This window comes from Streptomyces sp. NPDC040405 (assembly GCF_055595765.1).
The window spans coordinates 681,911-699,166 of the sequence record NZ_JBVIVI010000004.1 but is presented as its reverse complement, the minus strand read 5'-3'; the positions used below and the strand labels follow the sequence as shown (position 1 = coordinate 699,166).

Here is a 17,256-nt window from a genome sequence, read left to right as displayed (position 1 = left end):
GAAGCAATGATCCGGTTCGTGGCGCGCAAGGCGCCATCAGTCCTCTTCGCCCTTCTCGCCAGCTCGGTCGTCGCCTTCGCCCTGCCGCGGCTCGCCCCCGGAGACGTCGCGGTCAGCCTCGCCGGTACGGATCCGAGCGCCGCCAACGTCGCCGCCATCCGGAAGGAGCTGGGGCTGGACCGGTCCCCCGTCGTGCAGTACTGGGACTGGATCTCCGGGCTGTTCCACGGCGACCTGGGCCAGTCCTACCGCCTCCACCGCAGCGTCGCGAGCCTCATCGGCGACCGGCTGGAGAGCACGGTGGAGCTGGCCGTGTTCGCCACGCTGCTCGTCGTCGTCATCGGCACCGCGCTCGGGGTGCTCGCCGGTTCCACCCGGCGCCAGTGGACGCGGGCGGCCCTCGACCTGGGCAACAGCCTCCTGGTCGCCGTCCCGCCGTTCCTCACGGGCCTGGCCCTGATCCTGGTCTTCGGCGTGTACCACCGCTGGCTGCCCGTCAGCGGCGAGGTGAGCCTGCTGGAGAACCCCTCGATCGGCATCCAGTATCTGGCCCTTCCCGCCGTCGCGCTGGCGCTGTCGTCCTCCGGCATCGTGGCCCGGCTGCTCCAGTCGGAGATGGCCAAGGTCCGCACCGAGGACTACGTCGATCTGGCCCTGGCCAAGGGAACCCCGCCCGGGCGGATCACCCGGCGCCACGTCCTGCGCAACAGCTTCGGCACCGCGGTCGTCGCGATCGGACTGCAGATCGGCACCCTGCTCGCCGGTGCGGTGATCATCGAGTCGATCTTCAACCGCAACGGCCTCGGCCAGCTCGCCGTCTCCAGCGTGCAGTCCCGCGACTTCACCGTCCTCCAAGTGCTGATCCTCGGTGTGGTCTTCGTGGCGGTGATCTGCCAGATCGTCACCGAGATGGTCCTCGCGACACTCGATCCGCGGATCAGGTTGGGAGCCCGGACATGACCGACGTACCCCTGTCGGCGCCCGGCGCGGCGGCCACGGCCACGCGCCGCAGGCTCAACCCGACGCTGGCCCGCTATCTGTCCGCCTTCCGCACCCCGAGGGGCGTGGTCGGGCTGTCGGTCCTCGGGATCCTGATGCTCGCCGCCCTGCTCGCCCCCGTCCTGTTCCCCGGCGGCTACGACCAGCAGGGCTCGAACGCCCTGACCGGGCCCTCGGGCGCGCACATCTTCGGCGTGGACGAATTCGGCCGCGACATCTTCGTCCGCAGCATCTACGGCCTCCGTGTCGACCTGAGCCTCATCCTCACCGCCGTCCCCCTCAGCATGGCCGTCGGCACGCTGATCGGCCTCTCCGGCGCGATCTCCGAATGGCTCGGCGCCGGGTTGCAACGGGTACTCGACGTCATCATCGGCTTCCCCGGACTGATCCTCGGCATCTGCCTGGTGGCCATCCTCGGCCCCGGATGGTTCCCGCTGTTCCTCACCATCCTCATCGGCGGCCTGCCCACCGCCGGCCGCCTGGCCCGCGGCGCCTGGCTCACCCAGCAGGGCCGGGAATACGTCCTGGCCGCCCGGGTGCTCGGCGTCCCGCGCCGGAAACTGCTCGTCCGCCACGTCCTGCCGAACGCGATGGACGCCATCGTCGTCAACGGCGCCGTCTGGATGGTCATCGGCGTCTACATCGAGGCAGGACTGTCCATCGTCGGCCTCGGCGTGCAGCCGCCCACACCGTCGATCGGCGTGCTGCTCAACAACGGACTCCGGTTCGTGACCCAGTCCCCCACGTACATCATCGGCCCTGGAGTGGTGCTTCTGCTGCTCTCGGTGGGCTTCAGCCTGATATCGGACGCGCTCAACGAGGCGGTGAACCGTCGATGACGTCGATGACCCCAGTGACGCCGACGACGAGCAAGGACGTACCACTGCTGCGTGTCGAGGGCCTGCGCACGGAATTCAAGCTGAAGACCGGCGACGTCAGGGCCGTCAACGACGTCAGCTTCGACATCCACCCCGGCGACGTCCTCGGCATCGTAGGCGAATCCGGCTCCGGCAAGTCGGTCACCGCGCGGTCCATCATGCGGATGCTGCGCCCGCCGGGCGACATCACCGCCGGGTCGGTGCGGTTCGAGGGCGAGGACCTCCTCGCGCTGCCGGAACGCGAGATGCGGCGGCGGCGCGGAGCGAAGGTGGCGATGGTCTTCCAGGACCCGCAGGCCGCGCTCAACCCCGTCCTCAAGGTCGGCGACCAGATCATGGAGGCCATGACGGTCCACGGCGTCGACAAGAAGACGGCGCGCGCCCGGGCGGTCGAACTGCTGGAGCAGGTCGGCATCCCCGACGTACCGACGAAGATCGACCATTACCCGCATCAGTTCTCCGGCGGGATGCGCCAGCGCGTCGTCATCGCGATCGCCCTGGCGAACGATCCCGCGCTGCTCATCGCCGACGAGCCGACGACGGCCCTCGACGTCACGATCCAGGCCCAGATCCTGCGGTTGCTGGCCAGACTCCGTACCGAGCTGGGCATCGCCATCGCCCTCATCACCCACGACATGGGCGTGGTCGCCGAGCTGTGTACGGACGTCGTGGTGATGTACGGCGGGCGTACGGTCGAGAAGGGCACCGTCGAGCAGGTCTTCCAGCAGCCACGCCACCCCTACACGGCGGCGCTGCTGGAGGCCATGCCACGCCTTGACGACGACCGGATCGGCCAGCCGCTGCCCGCCATCCCCGGCAGCCCGCCCGACCCCGCCGCGCCCCCGCCCGGCTGCGCGTTCGCGCCACGCTGCCGGTACGCCGAGGACGTATGCACCCAGGAACCGCCGACCCTGCTGGAGATCGGGGACGCGGGGCAGACCGCGGCGTGCTTCGTCGCCCAGCGCGGCGTGGGCCTGTCCGCGGGCGGCGACGTTCCCGCCGCGCCGCGTGCCGAGGCCGTGCCCCCGGTGCCGCCGACCGCACCCGTGCTGGAGATCCGCGACCTCAGGGTCGATGTCGGATCGCGCAGTCGCGGGCTCTTCCGCCGTGAACCCCCGGTGTACGCCGTCGACTCGGTGAGCCTGGCCGTACACCCGGGCCGCACCCTCGGGCTCGTGGGCGAGAGCGGCTGCGGCAAGTCGACGCTGTCCCGCGGCGTCGTCGGCATCAACCCGATCGCGGGCGGGTCGGTCCTGGTGGACGGAACCGACGTGAGCGCGATGCGCGAGGACGACCTCAAACGGGTCCGGTCATCCGTGCAGTACCTGTTCCAGGATCCGTACGCGTCCCTGAACCCACGGCGTACGATCCGGCAGTCCCTCGCCGAGGCGCTCGCGTTCCGGGGCATCGGCGGACGCGCCCTCGAAACGGCGGCGCGCGAGCTGATGGCCCAAGTCGGGCTGCGCCCCGAACACCTCGACCGCTACCCGCACGCCTTCTCGGGCGGACAGCGCCAGCGGATCGGCATCGCGCGGGCGCTGGCCCGCCGGCCGCGGACGCTGATCCTGGACGAACCGGTCTCCGCGCTGGACATGTCGATCCAGGCGCAGATCATCAACCTGCTGGAACGACTGCAGAACGAACTCGGCCTCGCCTATCTGTTCATCGCTCACGACCTGTCGGTCGTGCGCCACCTCAGCGACACGGTCGCCGTCATGTACCTCGGCAGGATCGTCGAACACGGCGACGTCGCCGAGGTCTACGGCAACCCGCAGCACCCGTACACCGCTTCGCTGCTCTCGTCGTCGCCGGTACCGAGCGTCTCGGCGCGTACGCGGGAACGCATCGTCCTGCGGGGCGACCTCCCGAGCCCCGCGAACCCGCCCTCGGGCTGCCGGTTCCGCACCCGGTGCCCCATCGGCCCGCTCACCCACCCGGAGCGGACGATCTGCGCCGAGACCTCCCCGCCCCTCTCCCTGACCCCCGCCGGTCAGCGCGCCGCCTGCCACTTCGCGGGCGAACTCGCGCCCTGAACCCACCCCATCGAAGGGACCACACGTGCGTATCGCACTCAACCCGATCCAGTGGATGGCCAGCGACGACGGCTGGCTCGACCCGTCCAAAGCACCCGAGCGGAAGCAACTGCTGACGCTGATCAAGCAGTCCGGTTTCGACGCGGTGATGGCCGAGGTCCCCGCCGACTGGACCGTCGACCGCTACCGGGCGACCCTGGACGAGGTCGGCCTGACCCTGGCCCCCGGCTACTTCGTATGCCGCTCGGACGGCCGGGACGGGACGGAGGCCGACGTTCTCGCGGCCGCTGCCGCTGTCGCGCGCCAGCACGCCGAACTCGGAATGACGGAAATCGGCCTCGGCCTGGCGATGGGCAAGGACAAGCCGCGCGTGGCCCATCCGGGACAGGCGTACGACGCGGATACGTCGCGCGTCGAGGCCGTGACGGCGCTGATCGGGCAGATCGCCGACGCGATGGTCGCCGAAGGCGTCCGGCCCAATCTTCACCCGCACATCGGCACGTGGATCGAGACCGAGGAGGAGGGCCGGGCGGTGCTCGACGCCCTTCCGGACTCCCGGCTCGGCTTCCTGCCCGACACGGGGCACTTGGCGTGGGCGGGCTCGGACGTGGGCACGTTCATCAAGGACTACGCGGACCGGATCCCGTTCGTGCACGTCAAGGACTGCCGCCTCAGCGTCGCGGCGCAGGGCCGCGAGGAGGACTGGGGCTACCAGCGGACCGTCATGGCCGGGCTCTGGGTCGAACCCGGCCGCGGCGAACTGGACCTCAAGGGGATCCTCGGCAACCTGCCGAGTGCGTTCGACGGCTGGCTGATGGTCGAGGTCGACCGCCCGGACATCACCGACCCGTACGAGAGCGCGGTCGCGTCAGCCCGCTGGATGCGGGCCGAGTACGGCGCCTGACGCTCAACCGCGCGCGGCGGTCGGGGTGGACTCCCGTCAGGTGTCGGACGGATAGAACTGGGCGTACCAGCGGCGCAGCGCCCTGATGCCCTTCTCGTGCGGGAGCAGGACGGGGCGCGGCTGGTGGATCTTGTGGTCCCAGATCCGGACCTCTTCCCTCACCTCCCCCAGGGCCTCGGCCCGGAATACCAGCTTGAGCAGTGGCGCCAGGAACGGCACCCGGGCCGGTTTGCGGAGGTAGTACAGCATCCGCATCTCGCTCGTACGGTCGTCCACGGGCGTGGTCAGAGCGACGGCGGTGAGCGACAGGACGGGGCCGAGGACCCGTACCACCATCACACCCGGCCCGTACATGAACACATCGAAGGTGTTCTTGATGTCCCGGCCGAGTACCCGCCGGTGGATGCCGCCACGGACCTCGGCGAAGGGGCCGTCCGGCCGCAGCTCCTGGACCGGGGGTTCGCTCTGGCCGTGGATGAAGTGGAAGTGGGACTCGTCCACGATGTTCTCGCGCATCTCCTGGATGTGGATGCGCGCGCGGCACACGTCGTCGATCGGCGACGCGAAATCCCCGGAGCCCGTCTCCGGGATGTCCGGCACCTCCCACGAGGGCGCGTCCGGGCCGTGGTACACGAAGATGAGCCCGCTGTGCTCGCGTACCGGGAACCCGCCGAGGGACACCTTGGGGGTATGGACCGCGAAGGGGGCATGCGTACAACGCCCGTCCGCCCCGAACCGCCACCCGTGGAACGGACACTCCACGGCCCCGTCGACAACCTTCCCCCCGGCCCCCAGATGTGCGCCGTAGTGCGGACAGTGCGCGTCCCGCACGCCCGCCTGCCCGTCCGCGCCGCGGAAGGCGATCAGCGCCCGCCCGAAGTAGTGCAGGCTGACGACCCGCCCAGGCCGCAGCTCACCGCTGCGGAGCACGGCGTACCAGCCGTAGGGCACGGGCGGCATCGGGTACGCGTCGGCTCGCGGATCGCGCGGCAAGTCGGCGAGCTTGTCATGACTACGACGTAATGGCATGCGCCGATGCTAGCCACACCGGCTCAGCGCCCGGCGCCACTGCTCGGTGACCGCGTGCCGCAGCCGTTCGGTGTCGACGGCCTCGTGGTCGAGAAGCCGTTGCAGCCCGATGCCACGCAGCTGCCCGACGATGGCGATCGCGGCCTCGCCGGGTACGACGTCGGCGCGGATGGTGCCGTCCGCGAGACCGGCGGCCACGTCCTCGCGCAGATCGGTGCGGAACGCCTCGTCCCGCTCGCGGAAGATCGGGGCCAGTTCCGAGGCCGTGGCGGCCTCGGCCCAGAGCAGCAGGAACGCCCGGTTCCACACGCCCACCCGACCGAGCGCTCCGACGTAACCGTCGATCAGCCTCAGCAGACGGTCCAGACCGGGCGGCAGGCTGTCGAGCCCGGGGACGAACCCGGCCTGGGTGGCGCGGGCCAGGCGTTCGAGGAGCGACTGCTTGGACCCGAAGTGGTGGCTGACGAGACCGCGGCTGTACCCGGCCCGCTCGCTGACGCGCGCCAGCGACAGCGAGCGCACCCCCTGTTCGACGACCAACTCGGCGGCGGCGTTGAGCAATGCGGCCTCGGCCTGGTCACGGCGCTGCTGCTGGGTGCGGCGGGTGGCGTTCATGGAAGGAAACCTACAACAAACTTGTTATTCGACCAACAAGTACGCAAGGATCACGGCGTCGACCGACTGTCGACCGACTGGAGGATTCCCGATGATCGAGATTGACGACCGCGCGCTGGACACCCTGCTGTCCGAGGATCCGGGTGGTTCCGTGGTGATGCTGAACCTGCTGCGGTTCCGTCCGGACGGTGGCCGCGAGAGCTACCGGCGCTACGCCGAGGCGCTCGGCCCGGCGATCAACGCGCGGTACGGGGTGCGGGTGGAGTACCTGGGAGACGGCGGGCGGGCGCTGGTAGCCGAGGACGGGCAGACCTGGGACATGGTGTTACTCGTGCGCTACCCGAACCGGCAGGCGTTCGCCGACATGATCCGTGACCCTCAATACCAGGCGGTGTCCCACCTCCGCAGCGAGGCGCTGGTGGAATCCGTCTTGCAGCCGACCGCACCCCTGAAGGGACTGGCCTGATGCCCACCGTCTTCGTACACGGCAACCCCGAGACGGCAGCGGTCTGGGATCCGCTGCTCTCCGAACTGGAGCGCACCGGCGCGGCCCGCGGCAGCCTGGTGTGCCTGTCCCCGCCCGGGTTCGGCGCACCCCTACCGGCCGGGTTCGGCGCGACCGTCGGCGACTACCGCGACTGGCTGATCGGCGAGCTGTCCCGCTTCGCCGAACCCGTCCACCTGGTGGGCCACGACTGGGGCGGCGGGCACGTCCTGAACGCGGTGATGAACCGCCCGGACCTCGTACGCAGTTGGGTCAGCGACACCGTCGGCGTCTTCGAGCCCGACTACGTCTGGCACGAGCTGGCCCAGCGGTGGCAGACACCGGGAGCCGGTGAGGCCGATGTGACCGCACGATTCGGTGCGCCCCTCGCCGAACGGGTCGCGACGCTCGCCGCGCGCGGGATGAGCGAGGCGGTGGCCGAGCAGGTCGCCCGGGGTCAGGACGAGGCGATGGGCCGGGCCGTGATCGCCCTCTACACCTCCGCCGCGCAACCGGTGATGGCCGAGCTGGGCCGGGACCTGGAACGCGCGTCGCAACGCCCGGGACTCGCCGTGCTCGCCACCGAGGACCACGCGGTCGGGACCGCGGAACAGCGGCGCCGCGCCGCTCGCCGGGCCGGTGCCGAGGTCGCGACCCTCGACGGCCTGGGCCACTGGTGGATGACGCAGGACCCCGAGCGTGGCGCCCGCGCCCTCGCCCACTTCTGGGCGTCGCTGGACCACGCGTAGGTCACCCCATGATGTCCCTGACAGCGGCCCCCGCGTCCTCCCCCAGCACCGAGCGCACGGCCATGCCCGGCAGGGCGGGCAACTCGGCCCAATGCGTGACGGGTTCGGCGCAGGGGCGGCCGTAGGGCAGGCGGACGACACGGTCGGAGTCGACGAAGCAATTCCGATACTCGGCCCCGTCTTCACCGATGTGCCGAGCGGCGAAACGCATCGGCAGCACCAACCAGAACTCCTCCCCCTCCGCCTCGCCCGGCCCCGGCGGATACCGCCCCGCCACAGCCCCCGCCACGGGCACCCCATCCCCCGGCAACCCCTCCCGCGCGTCCACCCACTCCACGACAGCGTCCATGCCCACTCCTCCCGACTCCGGCGCTACGCCAGGCGACCATTCTCACCGCTTCAGGCGCCTGGCGGCCGTCTGTTCAGTGCCGGAACAGATCTCTAACGTGTCCTCACGGGCAGGGCGTTGGAGTCCTGCACAGCCGGAGAGGACACGCGAATGGCCAGCTCCGAGAACGGGTTACCCCTCGACCGGCGGTTCTTCCTGACCGGCACCGGCTCGCTGGGCCTGGCGGCGGCGCTGCCCGCGACCGCCGCGCAGGCGGCGCCCTCGCGCGGAGGGCGGCATCCGTCGAACTGGCCCGATCCCGAGCCGTACGGCCTCGCCGACACCCGGCAGGATCTGTGGCCACGGGAGGACAACTCCTTCGTCCTCCCGCTCGAACCGCGCCCCCGCGACAAGGCGCTTGGCCGGGTCTGGATGCGGGACACGTACGTCAACTGCTTTGTGGTCGACGGCCGTCCGCTGTACGTCGCCACGGGCACCACCCGGGTCCCCGGACTCACCTCCGCCGCCCCATGGAACGACGGCATCTTCGTATGGGTGGCCCGGTCCCTCCGGGGGCCATGGAAGCTGGCCGACACGACCGGCGTCCGGCCCGGGGCCGAGCGGGGGAAGGTGTGGTCGCCGGAGTTCACCGGCGAGAACCGGCCCGGCCGCACGGTCGTCGCTCCGTGGCAGGAGTACTGGCACGACGACCGGTTCGGCAAGCGCGGCCAGGCGTGGGCGCCGGAGGTGCACCACTTCCGCGGCAGGTGGTACATCGTCGCGTGCATGGGCGACCACTCGCGGAAGGTGGGCTCGTTCCTGCTGGTGAGCGAGGGCGGGGTCGAGGGGCCGTACCGGCTCGCCGAGGGCAATCTCGACAAGCCCTTCGGCGATCTGGCCCCCGGCGGACCGGACTTCATCGAGCCCGGCGCGTACCACCACATCGACGGCAGCCTCTACGCCGAGGGCGACGACGCGTGGCTCGTCCTGCACAACGACCTGTACGCGAGGTTCCGGGACGACATGGAGGACATCGTCCCGACGACGCGCCTCCCCCGGTTCCGTCAGTCGCCCTACGCACCCGAGCCGTACCTCGAAGGCGCGTACGTGTTCAAGCACCGGGGCACGTACTACCTCCTCCACGCCGCGTGGAACCGCACCTCGGTCAACCCCGACGGCACCACCCGGCACGCCTACGACCCACCCGGCCCCGGCCGCGTGCAGTACCAGTACGACGCGATCGTCGCCGCCTCGGACCGCTTCGAGGGCCCGTACTCCCCGCGCTGGACCGCGGGCGTCGGCGCGGGCCACAACAACTTCTTCGCGGACCACCACGGCGGCCTGTGGGCCACGTTCTTCCGCAACCCGGCCTTCGGCTACTGGTCCCATCCCTCACGCGTCGCCGACGCCGCCGTGCCGGGTGTCGTCCGCCTGGAATGGACCGGCCCGGCGGGCAACCGCCTGTACGTCCAACGCCGGAGCCGGTTCCGGCCCTCGGGGCCTTCGCACCGCGCTCCGGATGCGATCAGTGAGTGACGAAGATAGCATCAATTACATATAAATCGTTTGTTTTTTGAGGGCCGTGAGTGCACACCATGCGCCTGAAACTGGAGTGGCCGGAGGACCTGGAGCAGGCCGTAGCGCTTGCCTCCTGGCTGGGCCGCCCATCCGTCCACGAGGTCGTCGTACTCGTTCCGTGGCTCGACGCCGACGAACAGCGCCGGTCGGCCGCGTCGATCCGGCAGCTGTTCAACGACTGCGGCTGCGCCGCCGGGATGGCGGCCTTCGTGGTGACGGTGGGTGTCGCGCTGGGGTACCGGCTCGCCGTCGGGGGTTGGTCCTGGTCGTCGCTGGGGTTCGCCTTGCTCGCCGGTGTCGCGGGGGCCGTTGCCGGCAAGCTGATGGGCCTGGCCTGGAGCCGCCACCGGCTGCGCTCCCTACTGCTGCGCATGGGACGGTCAAAGCCGACCGTCCCTGCGCCGTGATCCCTGAATGATCCCTTGACCAGCTCGACCAGCTGGGTGTGAGGCAAGGGAGGAACAGCCATGGCTGTCGTCTGTAGCCAAGTGCAGGAATGGGTCGAGGAGAAAGTCTCGAAGCCCGTCGAGGTGTGGGAATCGCGCAACGAGAAGAAGTGCAAGGACTACCCGTGGTACGACCCGCGAGGCTGGGTCTGCTGGTTCGTCACCGTGTTGGTGAAGGTCGTCAGGATCGTCGTGGTCACGGTGGGCAAGTTGGTGACACGGACGGTCTGCAAGGTCGTCCAGGTCGCCGTTGATTTCGGCAGGGACATCATCAGCGGCGGCTGGGACATCTTCACCGGGACGTTCACCTTCAACTGGCGCCGAGTCGTTGACGGGTTCATACGTATGGTCGTCGGATTCACGCTGGGTGTCATGCGGTTCGGCCGCATCGCCCTCGGCGGTGAACTGGTCGCGTTCTTCATAGACCAGGCCAATGACGCATCGATACGAGCCCACGTCCGTGGACTGCTGGAGCGGAAGTACACGGGCGAGACCCTTGAGCAGATCAAGAATGCGATCAACCTCGATCACGGGCCTTTCCGATTGCAGCTGCACGGCACCGTGTACCGCACCGTCATGGACTCACAGGTGTCCTCGACCACCGACCCGAAGGTGCCCAACCTGATAGCGCTCCATGAGTCCACCGAAATCGATCTGCGTGAGCTGTGCGGCTTCACGTTCCCTCAGGGGTTCTTCTACCGCAAGCGCTACACGACCCTGAAGAAGGGGGATGTCATCGCTGGTGGCGGCGGCGTCGGAGACTTCGAGAACCCGCTCACCGAGGACGAGCTGAACGAATACATCGACTCTCGCGGCGAGCGCGGCCCGGACTTTCTGGTCTTTCCCATGAGCGAGGATGACCTGGACACCAAGATCGGCGCGGCGGAGGACAAGGGGCGTGAACTCTGGCTGAAGTTCAGCTTCGACAAAGCCACCGTGCCGATAACCAAAGCGGAGCACATTGTCCAGCCCGGCACCTCCACGACACAGAGTGATTTCCTCGTCGAGGTGATCGGCCGCGCACGCAAGAGCCTGATGCCGAGAAACCCCGTTGCCGCACGGTTCGAGCTCTGCCATCCCGCCGTCGTTGGCATATTCCGGTACACAGCGCACGACCTGCACGGATTGACCAGTGTCTTCGGGCCGAGGGAATGTGACAAGAATCCGTCGGATGATGCCTCGGGCGTGACCCTCACCGACAACTTTCCCGACTCCATCTGGAAGTTCGTGATGGTCCACGAGCTCGGCCACTATGTCGGCCTCTGCCATACCGACGGCCTGGACCGGATCATGTACTCGGCGAAGGAGAAGTCCTGGCACGCCAACGGGGCCATTTGGCGCACCCTGTTCTGGAGCACCTATCGGAGCGGCGAACCCGACTTCACCCTCGCTGAGGCCAAGACGGCGTGGACGTACATCGTGGACAACTTCGACCCCACATGCCTGGGAGCCGCCTCCACGCCGCCTCCTCTGATCCCTCCCGGCCCCATTCCCCCGCCGCCTACCCCGCCACCCACTCCGCCGGCTGGCCCGCCTGAGCCACCCCCCAAGCCGCCGCCGAGCGGGCCGATTGTGAAGTGACGCCGCTGGTATCAACCTCACGCCCCGCCGTAAACGACACATCCCCACGGTCGGCGACCGTGGGGATGTGATCTGTGTCCGAGGGGGGACTTGAACCCCCACGCCCGATAAAGGGCACTAGCACCTCAAGCTAGCGCGTCTGCCATTCCGCCACCCGGACAGGGTGTGCACCGCGGTTCCCCGCGGCGACATGGACAACGATACCAAGGTTTTGGGGTGCGTTTCACCCGCGTATGCGTGCCGCCCGACCCCGCGCCGACCTGCGGTGATGTGGGGCCTGGGCGGACCGCGGACATGGGGCGTCACGGAGGGTGACGGGCGCCGGGTGAGGGGGCCGGAGAGGCCGGGGGGGGGCGGGGCAACACGGCGCGGCTCGGGGGTAGTTCCGCGTCGGCAGCGGTCGCGGCGACTTGATCGAACGATTGACGTACGCCCCCTGGACATCGGTCGGGCGATGCGGGATAACGGGTTTCATACAGGATAACGTCGACTGTATGCAATCCACGCGGGACCCGACCCCTACGAAGGGACGCGATTCGCCATGCCCGACGACAGCCAGGACCTCATCTCCGGCGGGCACTTGGTCGCCAAGGCGCTCAAAGCGGAGGGGGTTGACGTCATCTACACCCTCTGCGGCGGCCACATCATCGACATCTACGACGGGTGCGTCGACGAGGGCATCGACGTCATCGACGTACGCCATGAACAGGTGGCCGCGCATGCCGCCGATGGGCATGCCCGGATCACCGGGAAGCCCGGGTGTGCGGTGGTCACCGCCGGGCCGGGGACCACCGATGCGGTGACCGGGGTGGCCAATGCCTTCCGGGCCGAGTCGCCCATGCTGCTGATCGGCGGGCAGGGGGCTCATACGCAGCACAAGATGGGGTCGCTCCAGGACCTTCCGCACGTCGACATGATGGCGCCGATCACGAAGTTCGCGGCGACCGTGCCGGACACTGCGCGGGCCGCGGATATGGTCTCGATGGCGTTCCGGGAGTGCTTCCACGGGGCGCCGGGGCCGTCGTTCCTGGAGATTCCGCGCGATGTGCTGGACGCCAAGGTGCCGGTCGAGAAGGCGCGGGTGCCGAGGGCGGGGGCGTATCGGGCGTCGACGCGGAGCGCGGGGGATCCGGAGGCGGTCGAGAAGCTGGCCGATCTGCTGGTGCACGCGGAGAAACCGGCGATTCTGCTGGGGAGCCAGGTGTGGACGTGCCGGGCGACCGACGCGGCGGCCGAGCTGGTGCGGACGCTCAATGTGCCCGCGTACATGAACGGCGCGGGACGGGGGACGCTGCCGCCGGGCGATCCGCATCACTTCCAGCTGTCGCGCAGGTACGCGTTCTCGAATGCCGACCTCATCGTGATCGTCGGGACGCCGTTCGACTTCCGGATGGGGTACGGGAAGCGGCTGTCCCCCGAGGCGACGGTGGTCCAGATCGATCTGGATTACCGGACGGTCGGGAAGAACCGGGATATTGATCTCGGGATAGTGGGTGACAGTCATCAGATTCTGTCAGCCGTCACCCAGGCGGCGTCCGGCCGTCTCAATGGCGGGGCGGGCCAGCGCAAGGAGTGGCTGGACGAGCTGCGCGCGGCCGAGCAGACGGCGATCGAGAAGCGGCTGCCGCAGCTGCGGTCCGACGCCTCCCCCATTCATCCGTACCGCCTGGTCAGCGAGATCAACGACTTTCTGACCGAGGACTCCATCTATATAGGTGACGGCGGCGACATCGTCACGTTCTCCGGGCAGGTCGTGCAGCCCCGTACGCCCGGCCACTGGATGGACCCGGGGCCGCTGGGGACGCTCGGCGTCGGCGTGCCGTTCGTGATGGCCGCCAAGCAGGCCCGCCCCGACAAGGAGGTGGTGGCGCTCTTCGGCGACGGCGCGTTCTCGCTGACCGGCTGGGACTTCGAGACGCTGGTCCGCTTCAATCTGCCGTTCGTCGGCATCGTCGGCAACAACTCGTCGATGAACCAGATCCGTTACGGCCAGAAGGCCAAGTACGGCGACGCCCGCGAGCGGATCGGCAACACCCTCGGCGACGTTCCGTACGACCAGTTCGCGCGGATGCTGGGCGGTTACGGCGAGGAGGTACGGGACCCCGCCGACATCGCGCCCGCGCTGCGGCGCGCCCGCGAGTCCGGCAAGCCGTCGCTCATCAACGTCTGGGTCGACCCGGACGCGTACGCCCCCGGAACGATGAACCAGACCATGTACAAGTAAGGGGCCCGCCAACCATGACCAAGGCTCTGGAGGGCGTCCGCGTCCTCGACATGACCCACGTGCAGTCCGGTCCGTCCGCCACCCAGCTGCTGGCCTGGCTCGGCGCGGACGTCATCAAGCTGGAGTCCCCGACCGGTGACATCACGCGCAAGCAGCTGCGCGACCTCCCGGACGTCGACTCGCTCTACTTCACGATGCTCAACTGCAACAAGCGGAGCATCACCCTCAACACCAAGTCCGAGCGCGGCAAGGAGATCCTGACCGAGCTGATCCGCCGCAGCGACGTCATGGTGGAGAACTTCGGGCCGGGTGCGGTGGACCGGATGGGCTTCACCTGGGAGCGCATCCAGGAGATCAACCCGCGGATCGTGTACGCCTCGATCAAGGGGTTCGGCGAGGGTCCGTACACCAAGTTCAAGGCGTACGAGGTGGTCGCGCAGGCCATGGGCGGGTCGATGTCCACGACCGGCTTCGAGGACGGGCCGCCGCTGGCGACCGGCGCCCAGATCGGCGATTCGGGCACCGGCGTGCACTGTGTGGCGGGCATCCTGGCCGCGCTCTACCAGCGCACCCGCACCGGGCGCGGCCAGCGGGTGAACGTGGCGATGCAGCACGCGGTGCTCAATCTGTGCCGGGTCAAGCTGCGCGACCAGCAGCGGCTCACCCACGGACCGCTCGCCGAGTACCCGAACGACAACTTCGGCGACGAGGTGCCGCGCAGCGGCAACGCGAGCGGCGGCGGGCAGCCCGGCTGGGCGGTCAAGTGCGCGCCCGGCGGCCCCAACGACTATGTGTATGTGATCGTGCAGCCGGTCGGCTGGGAGCCGATGACCCGGCTCATCGGCCGCCCGGAGCTGGCCGAGGACCCGGAGTGGGCGACGCCTGAGGCGCGGCTGCCGAAGCTGGCGAAGATGTTCCAGCTGATCGAGGAGTGGTCCAGCACGCTGCCCAAGTGGGAGGTGCTGGAGCAGCTGAACGCCCACAACATCCCGTGCGGGCCGATCCTGTCCACGAAGGAGATCGTCGAGGACGCGTCGCTGGCGGCCAACGAGATGGTCGTCCGCGTCGACCATCCCGAGCGCGGGGCGTTCACCACGGTCGGCTCCCCGCTCAAGCTCTCCGACTCCCCCGTCCAGGTCGACCGCTCGCCGCTGCTGGGCGAGCACAACGCGGACGTGTACGGCGAGCTGGGGATCGGCGACGACGAAGTGCGGCTGCTCAAGGCGAACGGGGTGATCTGACAGTGAGCACGGATCAGGCGGTTCCGTACGAGAAGGACGCCGTACGCGCGGTACTGGACGCCGTACGCGCCGAGGGGCGCACCACGCTGACCGCGCCCGAGGGCAAGCGGATCACGGACGCGTACGGCATACCGACCCCGGCCGAGGGGCTGGCCGAGTGCGCGGACGACGCGGTGGCGCTCGCCGACCGGATCGGCTTCCCCGTCGTCCTCAAGATCGTCTCCCCGGACATCTCGCACAAGACGGAGGCGGGCGGGGTCCGGGTGGGACTGGGCTCGGCGGCCGAGGTGCGCGGCGCGTTCACCGCGATCGTGGCGAACGCCCGCGCGTACGACCCGACGGCGCGCATCCGGGGCGTACAGGTGCAGCAGATGGTCCCGGACGGCGGGACGGAGGTGATCGTCGGCGCGGTCACCGACCCGACGTTCGGCAAGGTGGTCGCCTTCGGGCTCGGCGGGGTGCTGGTGGAGGTGCTGAAGGACATCACCTTCCGGCTGGCCCCGGCGAGCCGGGACGACGCGCTGTCGATGCTGGACGGAATCCGGGCGGCGGAGGTGCTGCGCGGGGTGCGCGGCGGGGAGCCGGTGGACCGGGACGCGCTCGCGGATCTGATCGTGCGGGTGTCGGACCTGGTCGCGGACTTTCCCGAACTGACCGAGGTCGATCTCAACCCGGTCTTCGCGACCGGGAGCGGAGTACTCGCCGCCGATGTGCGGCTACTGATCGGCGACGACGCGCCACCGGCCCGCCGCCGCTACTCCCGCGAGGAGATCCTGGCCGCGATGGGGCGGCTGATGCGACCGCGTTCGGTGACGGTGGTGGGCGCCTCCAACGAGCCGGGCAAGATCGGCAATTCGGTGATGCGCAACCTCATCGACGGCGGCTTCCCGGGCGAGATCCACCCGGTCAATCCGAAGGCCGACGACATCCTGGGCCGCAAGGCGTACGCGTCGGTGCTGGACGTGCCGGGCGAGGTGGACGTGGCGGTCTTCGCGATCCCCGCGAAGTTCGTACCGGCCGCGCTGGAGGAGGTCGGCCGCAAGGGCATCCCGAATGCCGTGCTGATCCCGTCCGGCTTCGCGGAGACCGGCGAACACGAGCTGCAGGACCGGATCGTGGCCATCGCCGAGGAGCACGGCGTCCGGCTGCTGGGGCCGAACATCTACGGCTACTACTCCACCTGGCAGGACCTGTGCGCCACGTTCTGCACCCCGTACGACGTCAAGGGGCCGGTGGCGCTCACCTCGCAGTCCGGTGGCATCGGGATGGCGATCCTGGGATTCGCGCGGACGACGAAGACCGGCGTCTCGGCGATCGTCGGGCTCGGCAACAAGTCGGACGTCGACGAGGACGATCTGCTCACCTGGTTCGGCGAGGACCCGAACACCCAGTGCATCGCGATGCATCTGGAGGACCTCAAGGACGGCCGCGCCTTCGTGGACGCGGCGCGCGCGACGGTGCCCAGGAAGCCGGTGGTGGTGCTGAAGGCGGGCCGTACGGCGGCGGGCGCGCGGGCCGCCGGGTCCCACACCGGGGCGCTGGCCGGGGACGACGCGGTGTACGACGACATCCTGCGGCAGGCCGGGGTGATCCGGGCGCCGGGGCTGAACGAGATGCTGGAGTACGCGCGGGCGCTGCCGGTGCTGCCGGCGCCGCAGGGCGACAACGTCGTCGTCATCACCGGCGCCGGGGGCTCGGGAGTGCTGCTGTCGGACGCCCTCGTGGACAACGGGCTGTCGCTGATGGAGATCCCGCCGGATCTGGACGCCGCCTTCCGCCGCTTCATCCCGCCGTTCGGCGCGGCCGGGAACCCGGTGGACATCACCGGGGGCGAGCCGCCGTCCACGTACGAGGCGACCATCCGGCTGGGCCTGGAGGATCCGCGCATTCACGCGCTCGTCCTCGGCTACTGGCACACCATCGTCACCCCGCCCATGGTCTTCGCCGAACTGACCGCACGGATCGTGGCGGAATTCCGGGAGCGCGGCATCGCGAAACCGGTGGTGGCCTCTCTCGCGGGTGACACCGAGGTCGAGGAGGCGAGCCAGTACCTCTTCGAGCGCGGCGTCGTCGCCTATCCGTACACCACGGAAAAGCCGGTGGCCGTGCTGGGCGCGAAATACCGCTGGGCCCGCTCCGCGGGGCTGCTCACGTAAACCACTCCCGT

At 69.6% G+C, this 17,256-nt stretch carries 15 protein-coding genes and 1 tRNA gene; 12 read left to right on the top strand and 4 right to left on the bottom strand.

Annotated elements, in window-relative coordinates:
- Positions 1–6: 6 nt before the first annotated feature.
- From ACZ59A_RS20860 to ACZ59A_RS20845, 4 genes are read left to right on the top strand one after another with little or no spacing between them, the layout of a single operon-like run.
- On the top strand, positions 7–960 hold the full coding sequence (locus tag ACZ59A_RS20860) for an ABC transporter permease (protein WP_470960567.1): 954 nt from the start codon (positions 7–9) through the stop codon (positions 958–960).
- Positions 957–1,838, top strand: coding sequence for an ABC transporter permease (locus ACZ59A_RS20855; protein WP_470960566.1), 882 nt, complete (start codon positions 957–959; stop codon positions 1,836–1,838). Before ACZ59A_RS20860 ends, ACZ59A_RS20855 begins: the two co-directional genes overlap by 4 nt.
- A gap of 5 nt (positions 1,839–1,843) precedes the next feature.
- Entirely contained in the window at positions 1,844–3,910 is a 2,067-nt protein-coding gene (locus tag ACZ59A_RS20850; RefSeq protein WP_470960565.1) for a dipeptide ABC transporter ATP-binding protein, read from the top strand.
- Positions 3,911–3,935: 25 nt separating this feature from the next.
- On the top strand, positions 3,936–4,814 hold the full coding sequence (locus ACZ59A_RS20845) for a sugar phosphate isomerase/epimerase family protein (RefSeq protein WP_470960564.1): 879 nt from the start codon (positions 3,936–3,938) through the stop codon (positions 4,812–4,814).
- A gap of 36 nt (positions 4,815–4,850) precedes the next feature.
- Here the strand turns inward: ACZ59A_RS20845 and ACZ59A_RS20840 are convergent, their stop codons facing one another.
- A complete protein-coding gene (locus tag ACZ59A_RS20840) occupies positions 4,851–5,843 on the bottom strand; it encodes a Rieske 2Fe-2S domain-containing protein (protein WP_470960563.1) in 993 nt (330 codons plus the stop codon).
- A gap of 9 nt (positions 5,844–5,852) precedes the next feature.
- On the bottom strand, positions 5,853–6,458 hold the full coding sequence (locus ACZ59A_RS20835; protein ID WP_470960562.1) for a TetR/AcrR family transcriptional regulator: 606 nt from the start codon (positions 6,456–6,458) through the stop codon (positions 5,853–5,855).
- Positions 6,459–6,549: 91 nt separating this feature from the next.
- On the opposite strand from ACZ59A_RS20835, the gene ACZ59A_RS20830 reads away from it, so the two are divergent.
- Together ACZ59A_RS20830 and ACZ59A_RS20825 are read left to right on the top strand one after the other, a co-directional pair.
- Positions 6,550–6,924 carry a DUF1330 domain-containing protein gene (locus tag ACZ59A_RS20830; RefSeq protein ID WP_470960561.1) on the top strand — a complete coding sequence of 125 codons (375 nt, stop codon included), beginning with the start codon at positions 6,550–6,552 and terminating at the stop codon, positions 6,922–6,924.
- Positions 6,924–7,691 carry an alpha/beta fold hydrolase gene (locus tag ACZ59A_RS20825; protein ID WP_470960560.1) on the top strand — a complete coding sequence of 256 codons (768 nt, stop codon included), beginning with the start codon at positions 6,924–6,926 and terminating at the stop codon, positions 7,689–7,691. Before ACZ59A_RS20830 ends, ACZ59A_RS20825 begins: the two co-directional genes overlap by 1 nt.
- A 1-nt stretch (position 7,692) precedes the next feature.
- Here the strand turns inward: ACZ59A_RS20825 and ACZ59A_RS20820 are convergent, their stop codons facing one another.
- Positions 7,693–8,040: an AQJ64_40280 family protein gene (locus ACZ59A_RS20820; protein ID WP_470960559.1), complete on the bottom strand. Its 348-nt coding sequence runs from the start codon at positions 8,038–8,040 to the stop codon at positions 7,693–7,695.
- A 150-nt stretch (positions 8,041–8,190) separates the two neighbouring features.
- On the opposite strand from ACZ59A_RS20820, the gene ACZ59A_RS20815 reads away from it, so the two are divergent.
- Genes ACZ59A_RS20815 through ACZ59A_RS20805 form a run of 3 tightly spaced genes read left to right on the top strand, consistent with a single transcriptional unit; the run spans position 8,191 to position 11,624 of the window.
- The gene (locus ACZ59A_RS20815) at positions 8,191–9,555 is read left to right on the top strand and encodes a family 43 glycosylhydrolase (RefSeq protein ID WP_470960558.1); all 1,365 of its coding nucleotides are present in this window, start codon (positions 8,191–8,193) and stop codon (positions 9,553–9,555) included.
- A 59-nt stretch (positions 9,556–9,614) separates the two neighbouring features.
- Positions 9,615–10,004, top strand: a complete 390-nt coding sequence (locus ACZ59A_RS20810) for a hypothetical protein (RefSeq protein ID WP_470960557.1) — start codon at positions 9,615–9,617, stop codon at positions 10,002–10,004.
- 60 nt (positions 10,005–10,064) lie between these two features.
- Positions 10,065–11,624, top strand: a complete 1,560-nt coding sequence (locus ACZ59A_RS20805) for a hypothetical protein (protein WP_470960556.1) — start codon at positions 10,065–10,067, stop codon at positions 11,622–11,624.
- Between the two features lie 75 nt (positions 11,625–11,699).
- On the opposite strand, the gene ACZ59A_RS20800 is transcribed toward ACZ59A_RS20805, so the two are convergent.
- A tRNA-Leu gene (locus ACZ59A_RS20800) sits at positions 11,700–11,784 on the bottom strand.
- Positions 11,785–12,165: 381 nt separating this feature from the next.
- Between ACZ59A_RS20800 and ACZ59A_RS20795 the strand changes: the two genes are divergently transcribed.
- From ACZ59A_RS20795 to ACZ59A_RS20785, 3 genes are read left to right on the top strand one after another with little or no spacing between them, the layout of a single operon-like run.
- Positions 12,166–13,848 (top strand): thiamine pyrophosphate-binding protein, encoded by a 1,683-nt coding sequence (locus tag ACZ59A_RS20795; protein WP_470960555.1) that lies wholly within the window; start codon positions 12,166–12,168, stop codon positions 13,846–13,848.
- 14 nt (positions 13,849–13,862) lie between these two features.
- Positions 13,863–15,089 carry a formyl-CoA transferase gene (frc, locus tag ACZ59A_RS20790; protein WP_470960554.1) on the top strand — a complete coding sequence of 409 codons (1,227 nt, stop codon included), beginning with the start codon at positions 13,863–13,865 and terminating at the stop codon, positions 15,087–15,089.
- Between the two features lie 2 nt (positions 15,090–15,091).
- Positions 15,092–17,245 (top strand): acetate--CoA ligase family protein, encoded by a 2,154-nt coding sequence (locus ACZ59A_RS20785; protein ID WP_470960553.1) that lies wholly within the window; start codon positions 15,092–15,094, stop codon positions 17,243–17,245.
- The last annotated feature ends 11 nt before the right edge of the window (positions 17,246–17,256 follow it).

Excerpts from the sequence above, each read along its gene's own strand:
- ACZ59A_RS20820 (WP_470960559.1), bottom strand. The coding sequence starts at position 8,040 with ATGGACGCTGTCGTGGAGTGGGTGGACGCGCGGGAGGGGTTGCCGGGG.
- ACZ59A_RS20810 (WP_470960557.1), top strand. The coding sequence starts at position 9,615 with ATGCGCCTGAAACTGGAGTGGCCGGAGGACCTGGAGCAGGCCGTAGCG.
- ACZ59A_RS20795 (WP_470960555.1), top strand. The coding sequence starts at position 12,166 with ATGCCCGACGACAGCCAGGACCTCATCTCCGGCGGGCACTTGGTCGCC.
- ACZ59A_RS20815 (WP_470960558.1), top strand. The coding sequence starts at position 8,191 with ATGGCCAGCTCCGAGAACGGGTTACCCCTCGACCGGCGGTTCTTCCTG.
- ACZ59A_RS20840 (WP_470960563.1), bottom strand. The coding sequence starts at position 5,843 with ATGCCATTACGTCGTAGTCATGACAAGCTCGCCGACTTGCCGCGCGAT.
- ACZ59A_RS20860 (WP_470960567.1), top strand. The coding sequence starts at position 7 with ATGATCCGGTTCGTGGCGCGCAAGGCGCCATCAGTCCTCTTCGCCCTT.
- ACZ59A_RS20830 (WP_470960561.1), top strand. The coding sequence starts at position 6,550 with ATGATCGAGATTGACGACCGCGCGCTGGACACCCTGCTGTCCGAGGAT.
- ACZ59A_RS20805 (WP_470960556.1), top strand. The coding sequence starts at position 10,065 with ATGGCTGTCGTCTGTAGCCAAGTGCAGGAATGGGTCGAGGAGAAAGTC.
- frc (WP_470960554.1), top strand. The coding sequence starts at position 13,863 with ATGACCAAGGCTCTGGAGGGCGTCCGCGTCCTCGACATGACCCACGTG.
- ACZ59A_RS20825 (WP_470960560.1), top strand. The coding sequence starts at position 6,924 with ATGCCCACCGTCTTCGTACACGGCAACCCCGAGACGGCAGCGGTCTGG.
- ACZ59A_RS20850 (WP_470960565.1), top strand. The coding sequence starts at position 1,844 with ATGACCCCAGTGACGCCGACGACGAGCAAGGACGTACCACTGCTGCGT.
- ACZ59A_RS20835 (WP_470960562.1), bottom strand. The coding sequence starts at position 6,458 with ATGAACGCCACCCGCCGCACCCAGCAGCAGCGCCGTGACCAGGCCGAG.
- ACZ59A_RS20855 (WP_470960566.1), top strand. The coding sequence starts at position 957 with ATGACCGACGTACCCCTGTCGGCGCCCGGCGCGGCGGCCACGGCCACG.